The organism is Pseudonocardia sp. 73-21 (genome assembly GCF_001899645.1).
GTDB lineage: Bacteria > Actinomycetota > Actinomycetes > Mycobacteriales > Pseudonocardiaceae > Pseudonocardia.
In genome coordinates this window covers 1-13,286 of the sequence record NZ_MKVV01000091.1, presented here as the reverse complement: position 1 = coordinate 13,286, position 13,286 = coordinate 1, and the positions used below count along the sequence as shown (strand labels likewise).

At 72.6% G+C, this 13,286-nt stretch carries 17 protein-coding genes; 7 read left to right on the top strand and 10 right to left on the bottom strand.

Annotated features, from left to right (window positions below; translation table 11 throughout):
* Positions 1–8 precede the first annotated feature (8 nt).
* The 3 genes from BGP03_RS27915 to BGP03_RS27905 all read left to right on the top strand — a co-directional run bounded on the left by BGP03_RS27915 (position 9) and on the right by BGP03_RS27905 (position 3,274).
* On the top strand, positions 9–683 hold the full coding sequence (locus BGP03_RS27915) for a PASTA domain-containing protein (RefSeq protein ID WP_296368019.1): 675 nt from the start codon (positions 9–11) through the stop codon (positions 681–683).
* A 71-nt stretch (positions 684–754) separates the two neighbouring features.
* Positions 755–2,071, top strand: coding sequence for an NAD(P)/FAD-dependent oxidoreductase (locus BGP03_RS27910; protein WP_296368017.1), 1,317 nt, complete (start codon positions 755–757; stop codon positions 2,069–2,071).
* Between the two features lie 39 nt (positions 2,072–2,110).
* Positions 2,111–3,274 carry an acyl-CoA dehydrogenase family protein gene (locus BGP03_RS27905; RefSeq protein WP_298798996.1) on the top strand — a complete coding sequence of 388 codons (1,164 nt, stop codon included), beginning with the start codon at positions 2,111–2,113 and terminating at the stop codon, positions 3,272–3,274.
* Positions 3,275–3,280: 6 nt separating this feature from the next.
* Here BGP03_RS27905 and BGP03_RS27900 read toward each other — a convergent pair whose 3' ends face one another.
* The 10 genes from BGP03_RS27900 to BGP03_RS27855 are packed head-to-tail and all read right to left on the bottom strand — an operon-like array spanning position 3,281 to position 9,633.
* Entirely contained in the window at positions 3,281–4,225 is a 945-nt protein-coding gene (locus tag BGP03_RS27900) for a zinc-binding dehydrogenase (protein WP_296368013.1), read from the bottom strand.
* Positions 4,222–5,433 (bottom strand): CoA transferase, encoded by a 1,212-nt coding sequence (locus tag BGP03_RS27895; RefSeq protein ID WP_298798995.1) that lies wholly within the window; start codon positions 5,431–5,433, stop codon positions 4,222–4,224. Before BGP03_RS27895 ends, BGP03_RS27900 begins: the two co-directional genes overlap by 4 nt.
* A gap of 5 nt (positions 5,434–5,438) precedes the next feature.
* Complete coding sequence (locus BGP03_RS27890; protein ID WP_296368009.1) at positions 5,439–5,564, bottom strand: hypothetical protein; 126 nt, start codon at positions 5,562–5,564, stop codon at positions 5,439–5,441.
* Positions 5,561–5,914, bottom strand: a complete 354-nt coding sequence (locus tag BGP03_RS27885; RefSeq protein WP_296368008.1) for an SDR family NAD(P)-dependent oxidoreductase — start codon at positions 5,912–5,914, stop codon at positions 5,561–5,563. The genes BGP03_RS27890 and BGP03_RS27885 overlap by 4 nt, the downstream gene beginning before the upstream one ends.
* A complete protein-coding gene (locus BGP03_RS27880) occupies positions 5,911–6,141 on the bottom strand; it encodes a hypothetical protein (RefSeq protein WP_296368007.1) in 231 nt (76 codons plus the stop codon). Before BGP03_RS27880 ends, BGP03_RS27885 begins: the two co-directional genes overlap by 4 nt.
* Positions 6,142–6,148: 7 nt before the next feature.
* Positions 6,149–6,952 (bottom strand): enoyl-CoA hydratase-related protein, encoded by an 804-nt coding sequence (locus BGP03_RS27875; RefSeq protein WP_296368005.1) that lies wholly within the window; start codon positions 6,950–6,952, stop codon positions 6,149–6,151.
* The gene (locus BGP03_RS27870) at positions 6,949–7,707 is read right to left on the bottom strand and encodes an enoyl-CoA hydratase/isomerase family protein (RefSeq protein ID WP_299738112.1); all 759 of its coding nucleotides are present in this window, start codon (positions 7,705–7,707) and stop codon (positions 6,949–6,951) included. The genes BGP03_RS27875 and BGP03_RS27870 overlap by 4 nt, the downstream gene beginning before the upstream one ends.
* A complete protein-coding gene (locus BGP03_RS27865; protein WP_296368002.1) occupies positions 7,704–7,919 on the bottom strand; it encodes a hypothetical protein in 216 nt (71 codons plus the stop codon). The genes BGP03_RS27870 and BGP03_RS27865 overlap by 4 nt, the downstream gene beginning before the upstream one ends.
* Positions 7,919–8,401 (bottom strand): aromatic-ring-hydroxylating dioxygenase subunit beta, encoded by a 483-nt coding sequence (locus BGP03_RS27860; RefSeq protein WP_296368000.1) that lies wholly within the window; start codon positions 8,399–8,401, stop codon positions 7,919–7,921. Before BGP03_RS27860 ends, BGP03_RS27865 begins: the two co-directional genes overlap by 1 nt.
* The gene (locus BGP03_RS27855; protein ID WP_296367998.1) at positions 8,398–9,633 is read right to left on the bottom strand and encodes an aromatic ring-hydroxylating dioxygenase subunit alpha; all 1,236 of its coding nucleotides are present in this window, start codon (positions 9,631–9,633) and stop codon (positions 8,398–8,400) included. Before BGP03_RS27855 ends, BGP03_RS27860 begins: the two co-directional genes overlap by 4 nt.
* Before the next feature lie 34 nt (positions 9,634–9,667).
* Here BGP03_RS27855 and BGP03_RS27850 point away from each other — a divergent pair, with 34 nt between their 5' ends.
* From BGP03_RS27850 to BGP03_RS27835, 4 genes are all read left to right on the top strand, one after another.
* Entirely contained in the window at positions 9,668–10,459 is a 792-nt protein-coding gene (locus BGP03_RS27850) for an SDR family NAD(P)-dependent oxidoreductase (protein WP_296367996.1), read from the top strand.
* 61 nt (positions 10,460–10,520) lie between these two features.
* Positions 10,521–11,450 (top strand): nuclear transport factor 2 family protein, encoded by a 930-nt coding sequence (locus BGP03_RS27845; RefSeq protein ID WP_299738107.1) that lies wholly within the window; start codon positions 10,521–10,523, stop codon positions 11,448–11,450.
* Complete coding sequence (locus BGP03_RS27840; RefSeq protein WP_299738104.1) at positions 11,347–12,042, top strand: enoyl-CoA hydratase-related protein; 696 nt, start codon at positions 11,347–11,349, stop codon at positions 12,040–12,042. The genes BGP03_RS27845 and BGP03_RS27840 overlap by 104 nt, the downstream gene beginning before the upstream one ends.
* Entirely contained in the window at positions 12,039–13,223 is a 1,185-nt protein-coding gene (locus tag BGP03_RS27835; RefSeq protein WP_299738101.1) for an acyl-CoA dehydrogenase family protein, read from the top strand. The genes BGP03_RS27840 and BGP03_RS27835 overlap by 4 nt, the downstream gene beginning before the upstream one ends.
* The last annotated feature ends 63 nt before the right edge of the window (positions 13,224–13,286 follow it).

Genomic DNA, 13,286 nt, shown 5'->3' with positions numbered 1-13,286 from the left:
CTGACGCTATGGGTGACACGTGGAAGGACGGTCGCCGGGCCTGGGAGCGGCTCGACGGCTGGGGAGACGGCTCCCCCGCGCGCAGTGGCGTGGAGGCCCTGCGCGCGCTGGACGACATCGGCACGGTCCGGCGCCTGCTCGACCAGGCGGAGCTCGGAGCGGTGAAGGCCGCCCGTGCGCAGAAGAAGTCGTGGGCCGAGATCGCGACGCGTCTCGGCGTGACCCGGCAGTCGGCGTGGGAGCGGTGGCGCGATCTGGACGAGGCCCAGCAGCATGCCGGGGAGCAGCCGGCCGCCGGGGACGTCCTCGGCCCGGAGCTCGATCTCGCGGCGAGCGCGCTCACCCGGCGGGCCGCCGGGCACGCGCGCCGGCAGCAGACGGTCGCTGTTCCGAACGTGGTCGGGATGTCGTGGACCACGGCCCGCGCGGTGCTGCACGAGAAGGGACTCTTCGCCGAGGGCGTGGGTCCCGACGGGATACCTGTGTCGGCGGACGAGCATCCGAACGATCTCGTGACCGACCAGAGCCCGGAGTCCGGAGCGATGGTGGAGCCGGGAACGGTCCTGACTCTCTGGATCGGCCGGGGCGGGGGTTCGGCCGGTGTGCGCGAGCCGCGCCGCCCCCGCCCGACCCCGTTGACCGAGCACGAGCCGCTGCCCGAGCCCACCGAGGCCGTCGGCTGACGGGACTGGCGCGCCGCCACCCCATCGGTTTAATCTACCTTCAATAAATGGTGGACGGCGGAGGAGCGACGGTGCCCGGAACCCAGTTCGACGCCCTGGTGGTGGGGGCGGGCGCCGGTGGCCTGTTCACCGCCGCCCGCCTCGCCCACGCCGGCTACCGCACGCTCGTCGTCGAACGCCTCGACAAGGTCGGCGGCCGCGCCTCCACCACCGAGATCGACGGCTTCCGCGTCAACGACGGCGCCATCGTCATCGAGGTCGGCGGCATCACCGAGGAGACGTTCGCCGAGGTCGGTGCGCAGTTCGACGTGCGCACGCCCGCGGTGCCGGTGCTCTACCGCGTCGGGAACAAGAACCTCGACGTCACCCGCGGCGGCTGGGGCATGCTCCTCTCGACCCTCACCCGCCAGGGCGCGAAGCTCGTCAGCGGCATCGGCGCCGCCCGCAAGGACGACGACGCGCTGCCCGGCGAGGAGCTCTCCACGGCCGACTGGGTGGGGAGGTACTCGAGGAGCGCCGCGGTGCAGGGCGTGTTCCGCAACATGTGCGCGTCGGTGTTCGCGGTGGGCTCCGAGGAGCTGCCCGCGCGGGTGTTCCTGACCTACTTCACGCGCAAGTCGGCGTTCAAGCGCTTCGGCTTCTGCCCCGACGGCACCATCGGCGTCTGGGAGAGCCTCGCGGCCACCGTCACCGCGCGGGGTGGCGAGATCTGGCTGTCGTCGCAGGTGGAGGCCCTGCACGTCACCGACGGCCGGGTCACCGAGGCCACCGTCACCCGCGACGGCGAGACCGTCGGGGTCACCTGCGACGTGGCCGTGTCCGACGTCGGGCCCGCCGCCACCGTCGGGCTCGTCGGCGCGGAGCACCTGCCCGAGGACTACCGCGAGCAGGTGCGGATCAAGGACCGGCCCTGCTCGATGCTCGCCCTGAACTTCGCCAGCCGGGAGCGTCTCGTCGACGTGCCGGGCATGCTGCTGTTCTCGGTCACGGAGCGGCTCTGCTACGTCGCGAACTTCACCGACACCTGCCCCGAGATGGCCCCGCCGGGCTGGAACCTCTACGTGGCCGCGTCCGTCCCGAAGCCCGCCGTCGGGGACTTCGACGAGGCCGCCGAGATCGCGCTGCTGCGCGCTGACCTGCGCGCGCACATCCCCGGTTTCGACGGCGCGCGCGAGCTCTCGGTGGCCGTGATGCGCGACGGCTGGCCGCCCCAGCGCGCCGTCGCGGGTCACGACCTGCCGCACACCACGCCGATCCCGAACCTCTGGAACGTCGGCGACGGCGTCAAGGAGTACGCCAACGGCGGCACGACGGCGTGCGCGGAGACCGCGAAGCTCGTGGTCGAGCAGATCCTCGCCGACGCACGCGTTCCGGCGGAGGCGAAATGAGCACTGTGCACCACCCCATCGGCGCGGGAGTCTGACGCCATGCGACGCACGCTCTACACCGACGACAACGAGCGGTACCGCGACACCGTCCGGGCGTTCCTCGCCCGCGAGGTGGAGCCGCACTACCTGCGGTGGGAGCAGGAGCGCGTCATCGACAAGGGGGTGTTCCGCACGGCCGCCGCGCAGGGTGTCTACGCGCTCGCGGTGCCCGAGGAGTACGGCGGCGCCGGCGAGACCGACTACCGCTACCGCATGGTCGTCAACGAGGAGTGCGCGCGCATCGGCGCCACCTCGTTCACCATGACGCTCGGCCTGCAGGACGACCTCGTGCTGTCCTACCTGCTCGACCTCACCACCGACGAGCAGAAGAAGCGCTGGCTGGAGCCGTTCACGCGCGGCGAGCTGCTGGGCGCGCTCGCGATGACCGAGCCCGGCACCGGCAGCGATCTGCAGGGCATCCGCACCAACGCCCACCGCGACGAGGCAGGTGACTGGATCCTCAACGGCGCCAAGACGTTCATCAGCAGCGCCACCACGGCCGACGTCGTGATCGTGGCCGTGCGCACCGATCCCGACGCGGGCTCGCGCGGGTTCAGCCTGCTCGTCGTCGAGGCGGACACGCCGGGCTTCACCCGCGGCCGCAAGCTCGACAAGGTCGGCCTGCACGCCCAGGACACCGGCGAGCTGTACTTCGACAACGCGCGCATCCCCGCCGAGAACCTGATCGGCGTCGAGGGCCGCGGGATGCAGCACCTCATGAGCCACCTGCCGCAGGAGCGCCTGGGCATCGTGGCCTCGGCCTACTGCGGGGCGCGGGCGGTGTACGAGCTGACGGCCCGCTACTGCTTCGAGCGCACGGCGTTCGGCCAGCCGATCGGCGACTTCCAGCACTCCCGCTTCGTGCTCGCGGAGATGGAGACCGAGCTCGACGTCGCCGAGGCCTACGTCGACCGCCAGGTGCTGGCGTTCAACGCCGGCGAGCTCTCGGCGACCGACGCGGCCAAGGGCAAGTGGTACCTCTCGGAGCTGCAGAAACGCATCACCGACCAGTGCGTGCAGCTGCACGGCGGCTACGGCTACATGATGGAGTACCCGGTGGCGCGCGCGTTCGTGGACGGCCGCATCCAGACGATCTACGGCGGCACGACGGAGATCATGAAGGAACTGATCGGCCGCGACATCGCCCAACGCTCCCGCGGCTGACCGGTCCTACGGGAGCAGCGCGATCTTGCCGGTCACCGCCCGGTCCGCGAAGAGCTGCAGCACCTTCTCCGCGTCGGCCAGCGGGAACGTCCGGGGCTGTGCGGGGTGGAGCTCGCCGCAGCCGATCCGGCCCAGCACGTCGGCCAGCAGGGCGACCGCGGCATCGGCGTCGGCGCGGGCCCAGTCGCCCCAGTCGACGCCGACCACCGCGCGGTTGCGCAGCAGCACGATGTTGGCCGGCAGCCGCGGGATCTCCCCCGAGGCGAACCCGAGCACGCAGAACCGGCCGCCCGCGTTCAGCGCACGCAGCGACGACTCGGCCGCGGGGCCACCCACCGGGTCGATCACGACGTCGGCGCCGCCGCCGGTGGCCGCGCGGATGCCGTCCTTGAGGTCCGTGTAGTCGATGGCGGTCTCGGCACCGGCCGCGAGCGCCGCGTCGCGCTTCTCCCGCGACGACGCGACGGCCAGCACGCGTCCGCCCAGGCTGCGGGCGACGTCCACGGCGGCCAGGCCGATGCCGCCACCGGCGCCGAGCACCACCACCCACTCCCCCACCCCGATCGTCACGCGCTGCGTCACCGCGAACACGAGCGTCGAGTAGCTCTCGACCGCCGCCACCGCGATCTGCGGGGAGACACCGCCGGGCAGGGGCGCCACGGACGCCGCGGGCAGCACGACGTGCGACGCGTAGCCGCCGAAGCCCATCATCAGCCCGACCACCGCGGTACCGGTCGACGGGCCGGCCACCACGCGGCCCGCCACCGCCGACCCCGGCGTGAACGGCAGCGGCGGGCGCACCTGGTAGCGGCCCGCGGCGATCAGGCCGTCGACGAAGCTGACGCCCGCCGCCTCGACCTCGACCAGCACCTCGCCGGGCCCGGGCTCCGGCGTGGGCTCCTCCACCACCGACAGCGGGCCACCGAACTCGGCGCACACCACACGTCTCATCCCACCACTCCCGCCCCGGCCAGCCGGCCGATCTCCGCGTCGGACAGTCCCAGTACCTCGGCCAGCACCGCCCCGGTGTCCCGCCCCAGCGACGGCGCCGCCCCGGCGTCCCCGTGCTCGCCGTTCCAGCGCAGCGGCGAACGGGCCGTGATCGCCGCCGCCGAACCCGGCAGCGTCAGGTCGGCCAGGACCGGGTGGGCGCCGTCGCGGTGCGCGGCCACCACGTCGGTCATGCCCTGGTAGCAACCCCACAGCACGCGCGCGCCGTCGAGCTCGGTGGAGACCTGCGCCCGGTCGCGGGCGGCGAACCACGGCCGCAGGATCGCGGCGATCGTCTCGCGGAGGCGGTAGCGGTCGGCCTCGCGGGTGAGGTCGGCGTCCATGGCCGCCTCCAGCGCCTCGAACACCTTGCCGGTGCCGGTCACCGAGCAGAGCGCGGCCCACTGGCCCTCGGTGAGCGCCACGACCATGACGCGGTGGCCGTCGCGGCAGGCGAAGTCGACGCCGAAGCTGCCGTAGACGTGGTTGCCGTGCCGGGGCCGCTCGACGCCGCGCTCGGCGGCCTCCGACAGCCAGCCGAGGTTGGCCACCCCGGCCAGCGCGATGTCCGACAGCGCGATCTCGACGAACGCGCCGCCGCCGCTCCGGTCCCGGTCGCGCAGCGCGGCCAGGACCGCCGTGGAGACGCTGAGCCCGGTGACGAGGTCCCACGCCGGCAGGACGTGGTTGACCGGCGCCCCGCCCTCCTCGGTGCCCGTGATGCCGGGCAGCCCGACCTCGGCGTTGACGGTGTAGTCCACCGCGGGCCGCCCGTCGGGGTAGCCCTGGACGCGCACGTGGATCAGGTCCGCCCGCCGCGCGGCGAGGGTGTCGTGGGCCATCCAGCGGCGCCCGACGACGTTGTCGATCAGCACGCCGCGGTCCGGGCCGGGCGCGGTGATCAAGGCCGTGACCAGCTCCTTGCCCTCGTCGCTGCGCATGTCGACGGCCACCGAGCGCTTGCCCTTGTTGAGCGAGGCCCAGTAGAAGCTCTCGCCGTCGGCCGCGACCGGCCAGCGCAGGTGGTCGCTGCCGCCGCCGACCGGGTCGATCCGGATCACGTCGGCGCCGAGCTGCGCGAGCGTCATGCCGCCGGTGGGTCCGGCGACGAAGCTCGCGCACTCGACGACGTGCAGCCCTTCGAGTGGTCTCCCATGGGGTGTTGTCACAGCGCTCACCCTGCCGGATCGGCCCCCGGTACGGCGCCCTCGAGGTCGACGATCTCGCTCCACCGGTCACCGACCTGCTCGATGCCGGGCACGGACGTGAACGCCACGCCCCTGGTCTGGAACTGCTTCACCCGGTGCACCTGGCCGCCGCCGGCACGAGCATGCTGCCGGTCTCGGTGCACTCGTCGGTGAGCAGGTAGCCCACCACGGGCGCGACGTGGGCGGGCGGGAGCGCGGCCAGCACCTCCGGCGGCGCGATGTCCTCGGTCATGCGCGTGGCCGCCATCGGGGCGATCGCGTTGGCCAGGATGTCGTACTTCCGGCCCTCGGTGGCGAGGGTGTTGATCAGGCCGATGAGCCCGCCCTCGGCCGCTCCGTCGTTGGCCTGGCCGAAGTTGCCGTAGATCCCCGACGTGGACGTGGCGACCACGACGCGGCCGTGGCCCTGCTCGCGGAAGTGCGGCCAGGCCGCGTGGATCACGTGGTAGCCGCCGTAGAGGTCGCCGTGGCGACGATGGCGAGCCCGCCCTCCTCGGAAGCCACGCTGTCGTAGCCGGCCACGGCCTCCCCGACGGTGCCGTCGCGCGCCCCGCCGAGGTCGTTGACGACGACCTTCGCGCCCGCCGCCGCCAGCACCAGCGCGTACTCGCGGCCCAGGCCGTTGCCGGACCCCGTGACGACGATGCTGCGACCCTCGACCCCGGCCATGCGATCCCTACTTTCCCGTGAAGTGCGGCGCCCGCCGCTCGATGACGGCGGCGAGGCCCTCCAGGGAGTCCGCGGTGCCCGACAGCTCCGCCACCGTGCGCGCCTCCTCCGGCAGCTGGGCCTCGACGCGGCTGCCGAGCCCCGACCAGACCAGCCGCTTGGTGGCGCCCAGCGCCTTCGGCGCACCCGCCGCGAGCGTGCGGGCCAGCGCCATGGCCTCGTCGTGCAGCACGTCGTCGGGCACCACGCGCGTGATCAGCCCGATGTCGAGGGCGTCGGCGGCGGTGAGCGTCGGGTTGGTCAGGAAGATCTCCATCGCCTTCCGCACCCCGACGAGCTGCGGGAGCGTCACCGACGAGCCGGCGTCCGGAGCCATGCCCACCCGGACGGCCCCGGACATGAACTTCGCCGACTCGGCCGCGATCACGATGTCCGACGCGCAGACCAGCCCGAACCCGCCCCCGCCAGCGGCGAAGCCGTGCACCGCCGCGATCACCGGGGCCTGGAGCCCGAGCAGCCCCTGCACCGAGATCTGCAGCCAGGAGGTGGCCTCGCGCAGGTAGTCCGGCAGGCCGTCGCCCTTGCTCGCGAACGTGGTGACGTCGCCACCCGCGCAGAAGTGCCGGCCCTCGCCCGAGAGCAGCAGGACGCGCAGGTCCGGCTCGCCGTGCGCCCGCATGATCGCGTCGTAGAGGGCGCGCAGGAACGGCACGTCCATGCCGTTGGACGCCTCGGGGCGGTTGAGGCGCAGGTGGCCCACCCCGTCGTCGTCGAGGTCGAGCAGTACCTGACCTGCGTCGATGAGCTTCACGGTCGCTCCCGAAATCGTGCGATGCCGGCACCGGCCCGATGACCGGCGAGGTGCTCCAGCGTGGACGCGGTCTCCATCGCCAGCCCGTCGCGCAGCGAGCCGCGCAGGCCCGTGCGGACGAGGTGCTTGATGCGGCCCAGCGCGGCGCGGTCCTTGCCCGCGAGGTTCGCCACCAGCGCCGCGACGGCCTGCTCGAACGCCGGCGGCGGCACCGAGCGGTAGACGAGCCCCCACGCCGCGGCCTCCGCGCCGGAGATCCGGTCACCGGTGAGCAGGTGGCCCAGCGCCCGTTGCGGGCCGACGATGCGAGGCAGCCGCTGCGACCCGCCGCCGCCCGGGATCATCCCGAAGTTCGCGTGGTTGTCGGCGAGCACGGCGTCGTCACGGACGATGGCGATGTCGACGGACTGGATCAGCTCGAACCCGCCCGCCATCGCGACGCCCTCGACCGCGGCCACCACGGGGATCGGCAGCTCCGCGATGAGCTCGCACGCGCCGATGAACGTCTCGAACAGCGGCCGCAACGCCTCCGGCCCCTGGGCGCGGAGCCGGGCGACCTCGTGGAAGTCGCCGCCGGCGCTGAAGTGTCCGCCCGCGCCCCGGAGGACGATCACGTCGGCGTAGACGGCGGCGTCGGACAGCGCGTTGCGCAGCGCCGAGGCCAGCCCGACGGTGATCGCGTTGCGGGCCTGCGGCCGGTTGAGCGTCACGTGGGCGACGTTGCCCTCGACGCGCGTGAGCACCTCCGACATCATCCATCCCTCCAACGGTCCGCTGAGGGGTCGAGCAGCTGCCTCAGGTTGCCCTCGGGCAACCAGACCAGCGTCTCCAGCTCCAGCGCGTCGAGGTAGCGGACGCGACCGGTCCGCCGGTCCTCCAGCCGCAGCCGCGGGCTGTTGGCCGCGGCGTCGACGTCGACGGCGACCGCCGCGAACTCGTTGCTGACGATGCCGATTCTGGGCAGCATCAGATGAGGAACGACATCGTGGGCAGGACGCGCGCGTTGTCCACCAGCGCGACCTTCTTGTAGGACATCTTCAGATCTCCGTCGACCATACGGAGACGGTAGGTGTAGCGCCCCGCCCAGATCTCCTTGCCCCGCTCCCGGGACTCGACGAGCACGAAGTTGGCCTCGACGGTGAGGTCGTCACCTGCGTCGTCGATGATCTCGACGTTGGACACCACCCGCCGCAGGCGCGACGTCGGCGTCTGGGAGTGGCGCCGGCCGGTGTTGAACTGCTTGACGCGGGTGGCGATGCGGTTGCGGTTGTCGTGCACGACCGACATGCGCGTCATGGGGTCGGCGTCGTCGGAGCCGGCGGGCACCCAGTAGAGGGCGTCGTCGGTCCAGAGCGCCTCCCAGTCGTCGTAGCGGTGCTCGTCGGCGAGGCGCGCCTCGCGGTAGAGGAACTGTTCGATCTGGCGGATGTCGAGTTCCAGAGCGGTCACGCCATCACGTCCCGGTAGTGCGACCAGAATCCGCGCATCGCCGTCTCGTCGGTGGCCCCGCCCACCGTCAGCCCGCGCTCGTCGACGTACTCGCGGTGCGCGCCGCGCCGGACGTCGAGCCACTCGGGCCGCAGCTCGGCGACGCCGACCTGGTTGCGCTCGTACATCTCGGTGTCGTCGGCCAGCAGCAGCCCGGCGGGCCCGACCGACCCGACGCACTGTTGCAGCATCCGCCGGTTCATCTCCGGGGCGCCCTTGAGCTGCACCGCCGTGACGTGCTGGACGGTGAGGTCGTGGGCCAGCGGCTGGATCGTGAACATCTGGATCTCGGCGATGAACAGGTTCGGGAAGATCATCACGTGCGGGGCGCCCTCGACGAGGATCTCCTGCGCCGCCTCCCCGTAGGCGCCACGCATGGCGGCCACGTAGTCGGGCATCCGCTCCTCGGTGGTGCCGAACCAGCCGAGCGGTGTCCCGAGCCGACGGAACTCCGGGCGCAGGTCGTTCTCGCTGTGCCCGTGGCCGAACGCCCTAGTCACGGCCTCGGACTTCTCGCTGTAGAGCGCCCCGATGCCGCTCTCGGCCACGCTGAAGATCGACGCGTGCACGAACTGGGGGTGGTAGCCGTCGGTCTCGTTCTCGGCCAGGAGCTTCCAGTTGGCCCGGGCGCGGTGCTTGAGCCAGCCGGCACTGATCTCGATCTCGCCCTCGGGCGACAGGTGCACCAGCCGGTCGATCTCCCCGGCGGCGTCACCGAGGTGTTCGGCCAGCGAGATGCCGTCGGGGGCGAAGCTGCCGAAGACGAAGCCCTGGTGGACGGCCATGCGCGGCACCCGGCCCAGGCCGAGGTCGAGCTTCCCGCGGCCGCCGTAGCCCTCGGGGAACGGGTAGCCGAGCAGCTCGCCGGAGTTGCGGTAGGTCCAGCCGTGGTACGGGCAGCGGAACGAGCTGGAGTTGCCCGCGTCGGCCTCGCACACGAGGTTGCCGCGGTGGGCGCAGCGGTTGAGCAGCAGGTGCACCTCGCCGTCGGCGCTGCGGCTCATGATCACGTCCTGCGGCCCGATGTTCTTGCGCACGTAGTCGCCGGGGTTCGCGATCTCGCTGACGTGGCCGACGTACACCCAGCTCGAGTACCAGATCCTCGCCAGCTCGTCGGCGAAGATCTCCGGTGAGGTGTAGAGCGATCCGTGCACGCGGTCGGACCGGATCAGCTCGTCGTAGCTCGGGGACACGTTGTCTAATATGACATAAAAAACGGGGAGTGGCATGGATCTGGGACACGCAGGCGCCCGCGTCGTCGTCACCGGCGGCGCGGCCAACATCGGCCGCGGCATCGCGCGCGGCTTCGCCCGGGAGGGGGCCCGGGTCCTCGTCGTCGACCGTGACGGCGAGCAGGCGGAGGCGGTGCGACGCGAACTGCTCGCCGCCGGCGCGCAGGACGCGCGGGAGCTGGTCCTCGACCTCACCGCCGACGGCGCGGGCGCCCGCGTGGCGGCCGCGGCCGTGGAGGCCTGGGGCGGGATCGACGTGCTGGTCAACAACGCCGGCTGGAGCGAGCCGGGCTGGTTCGCCGAACAGACCGACCGCTCGCTGTGGCAGAAGACGATCGACGTCAACCTCTTCGCGGCCATCGACTGCACCCAGGCCGTGCTGGGCCCGATGCGGGACGCCGGGCGGGGCTCGGTCGTGTTCCTCTCCAGCGACGCCGCGTTCGGCGCGGTCCGCCAGGGCGTCTACGGCACGACGAAGGCCGGACTCATCGCGCTGGCCCGCACCGTGGCGCGCGAGCACGGGCGGCACGGCATCCGCGCCAACGTGGTGGCTCCCGGGCTCGTCGTCCCGCCCGGAGGAGAGGAGGTCGGCGCGGGCAGCGTCTGGGCCCGCGAGGACCTCTTCACCCCCGAGCAGCTCGACGCGATCGTGCGCACCCAGCCCCTGCGTCGCCCCACCACCCCCGACGACGTGGCCCACGCCGTCCTGTGGATCTCCTCGGAGACGGCGGCGCGGCAGGTCACCGGACAGGTGGTGGCGGTCGGCGGCGGATCGGCGATGCCCTGACCCGTTGCGACCCCGGTGGAGATCTGTCTATTCTTGGTTAGAAAAGAAGGGCAGGCCCCGCATGGACTCCGCCGCGGTTCTCGCGCAGCACCTCTACACGGCGCTCGCCACCGGCGACGGCCCCGCCCTCGACGCGCTGCTGGCTCCCGACTTCCGCGGCGTGCTGGCCGACGGCATGCCGTTCGGGATCGGCGGGGAGCATGACGGCCCCGATGCCATGCGCCGCAACGGGTGGGGCGCCATCGGCCGCCACTTCGCCGCCCACGCCGAGCCGGAGCGGTTCCTCCCCCTGGCGGACGGCAGGCTGCTGGTCACCGGCCGCTACACCGGGACGGGGCGCCACGGCGGCACACCGCTGGACGCCGGCTTCGCCCACCTGATCACGGTCACGGACGGGCGGATCCGCGCGCTCGAGCAGTACACGGACACGGCGCGGTGGACCGACGCCGCGGCGCCAACACCGGAGTCCGCAAGCGACTCCGCGGCGCCCTTCACCACCCTCACCCTCGACGTCGCCGACGGCATCGCCACCGTCCGCCTCGACCGTCCCGACCAGCACAACGCCATCGACGTCGCGATGGCCCGCGACCTGTCCGAACTGGCCACCCGGCTGGCCGAGGACCCGTCGGTGCGGGTGGTGCTGCTGCTCGGCAACGGGCCGATGCTCACCGCGGGCGGTGACGTCCGACTCCGCGGCGCCGATACGCGAGCCCGCAAGCGACTCCGCGGCGCCGATACGCGAGCCCGCAAGCGACTCCGCGGCACCGATACGCGAGCCCGCAAGCGACTCCGCGGCGCCCTTCACCACCCTCACCCTCGACGTCGCCGACGGCATCGCCACCGTCCGCCTCGACCGTCCCGACCAGCACAACGCCATCGACGTCGCGATGGCCCGCGACCTGTCCGAACTGGCCACCCGGCTGGCCGAGGACCCGTCGGTGCGGGTGGTGCTGCTGCTCGGCAACGGGCCGATGCTCACCGCGGGCGGTGACGTCCCGATGCTCGCCGGCGCGCAGCAGCTCCCGGACGTGCTGCGCCGCATGATCGACGACTACCACCTCGCGCTGGAACGCCTGACCGAGCTCGACGCCCCGCTCGTCGTCGGGGTGCGCGGGGCCGCGGCCGGCGGCGGCCTCGGCCTGGTCGGCGCCGCGGACTACGTCGTCGCCGCGGACGACGCCGTCTTCACCGTCGGCTACGCGGCGCTCGGGCTCACCGCCGACGGCGGCAACACCTGGTTCCTGCCGCGCCTGATCGGGATGCGGCGGACACAGGAGATGTTCCTGCTGAACCGCCGCCTCACCGCGGCGGAGGCGCTGGACTGGGGACTGGTCAACCGCACCGTGCCGAGCGCGGACGTCGACGCCGAGGCCCGCGTCGTCGCGGAACGGCTCGCGAACGGCCCCACCCGGGCGTTCGGCGGGATGCGCACCCTGCTGCGGCAGAGCTTCGAGTCCGGCCTGCGCGACCAGCTCGCCGACGAGAAGCACCTGATCGTCACAGCGTCCACCACACCCGACGCACGCGAAGGCATCGCGGCGTTCGCCGCGAAGCGCCGCCCCAGCTTCCGAGGAGAGAAGTGAACACCTCGCTCATCGTCGCCGACACCGAGGAGCGCGCCGCGCTGCGGGCGTCCGTCGCCAAGCTCGTCGGCCGCTACGGCCACGACTACTTCATGCGCAAGGCCAAGGCCCACGAGGAGCCCACCGAGCTCTGGAAGGACCTCGGCGCGGCCGGGTTCCTGGGCGTGCACCTGTCCGAGTCCTACGGTGGGGGCGGCGGCACCATGACCGACATGGCCGTCGTGGTCGAGGAGGTCTCGGCCCAGGGCTGCCCGCTGCTGATGATGGTGATCTCCCCCGCCATCTGCGGCACCATCATCGACCTCCACGGCAGCCACGAGCTCAAGCAGCGCTGGCTGCCCGGCATCGCCGACGGCTCGCTGAAGATGGCCTTCGCGATCACCGAGCCCGACGCGGGCTCCAACAGCCACGAGATCACCACGACGGCCCGGCCGGACGGCGAGGGGGGATGGCGGATCAGCGGCACCAAGTACTGGACGTCCGGGATCGACGAGGCCGACGCGGTCCTGGTCGTCACCCGCCAGGGTGGGCGGGGCGATGACACGGCCCAGCCGAACCGTCGCCACCCGCTCTCGCTGTTCGTCGTGCCCACCGACGCGCCGGGCCTGTCGTTCACCCACATCGAGGCGGCGCTGCAGCAGCCCGAGCACCAGTTCACGGTGTTCTTCGACGACGTGCCCGTCGGCCCCGAGGCGCTCATCGGTGACGAGGGCAAGGGGCTGCGCCAGGTGTTCTCCGGTCTCAACCCCGAGCGCATCACGGCGGCCTGCATCAGCAACGGCATCGCCCGCTACGCGCTGGACAAGGCCACCCGCTACGCGAACGAGCGGCAGGTCTGGAAGACCCCGATCGGCGCCCACCAGGGCGTGGCGCACCCGCTCGCCGAGGCCTACATCGGGGTGCAGCTCTCCCGCCTGATGGCCTTCCGCGCCGCGGAGCTGTTCGACGCGGGCGCCGATGCGGCCGAGGCGTCCAACATCGCGAAGTTCGCGGCCGCCGATGCGTCGTTGAAGGCCCTGGACCAGGCCATGCAGACCCACGGCGGCAACGGACTCGCCCTGGAGTACGGGCTGGCCGACCTGTGGTTCGTGGCCCGGATGCTCAAAACGGCTCCCGTCAGCCGTGAGATGGTGCTCAACTTCGTGGCACAGACCAGCCTGGGCCTGCCGCGCTCGTACTAGGAGGCTCCTGAATTAGCGCTGTATGCAGTCTTGGGGACGGTCAGGGTCCCTCAAGGCCGTCTG

What these genes read in the sequence shown, in the direction of transcription:
- BGP03_RS27845 (WP_299738107.1), top strand. Translation starts at nt 10,521, where the DNA reads ATGGACTCCGCCGCGGTTCTCGCGCAGCACCTCTACACGGCGCTCGCC.
- BGP03_RS27850 (WP_296367996.1), top strand. Translation starts at nt 9,668, where the DNA reads ATGGATCTGGGACACGCAGGCGCCCGCGTCGTCGTCACCGGCGGCGCG.
- BGP03_RS27840 (WP_299738104.1), top strand. Translation starts at nt 11,347, where the DNA reads ATGGCCCGCGACCTGTCCGAACTGGCCACCCGGCTGGCCGAGGACCCG.
- BGP03_RS27905 (WP_298798996.1), top strand. Translation starts at nt 2,111, where the DNA reads ATGCGACGCACGCTCTACACCGACGACAACGAGCGGTACCGCGACACC.
- BGP03_RS27915 (WP_296368019.1), top strand. Translation starts at nt 9, where the DNA reads ATGGGTGACACGTGGAAGGACGGTCGCCGGGCCTGGGAGCGGCTCGAC.
- BGP03_RS27900 (WP_296368013.1), bottom strand. Translation starts at nt 4,225, where the DNA reads ATGAGACGTGTGGTGTGCGCCGAGTTCGGTGGCCCGCTGTCGGTGGTG.
- BGP03_RS27880 (WP_296368007.1), bottom strand. Translation starts at nt 6,141, where the DNA reads ATGGCCGGGGTCGAGGGTCGCAGCATCGTCGTCACGGGGTCCGGCAAC.
- BGP03_RS27870 (WP_299738112.1), bottom strand. Translation starts at nt 7,707, where the DNA reads ATGATGTCGGAGGTGCTCACGCGCGTCGAGGGCAACGTCGCCCACGTG.
- BGP03_RS27865 (WP_296368002.1), bottom strand. Translation starts at nt 7,919, where the DNA reads ATGCTGCCCAGAATCGGCATCGTCAGCAACGAGTTCGCGGCGGTCGCC.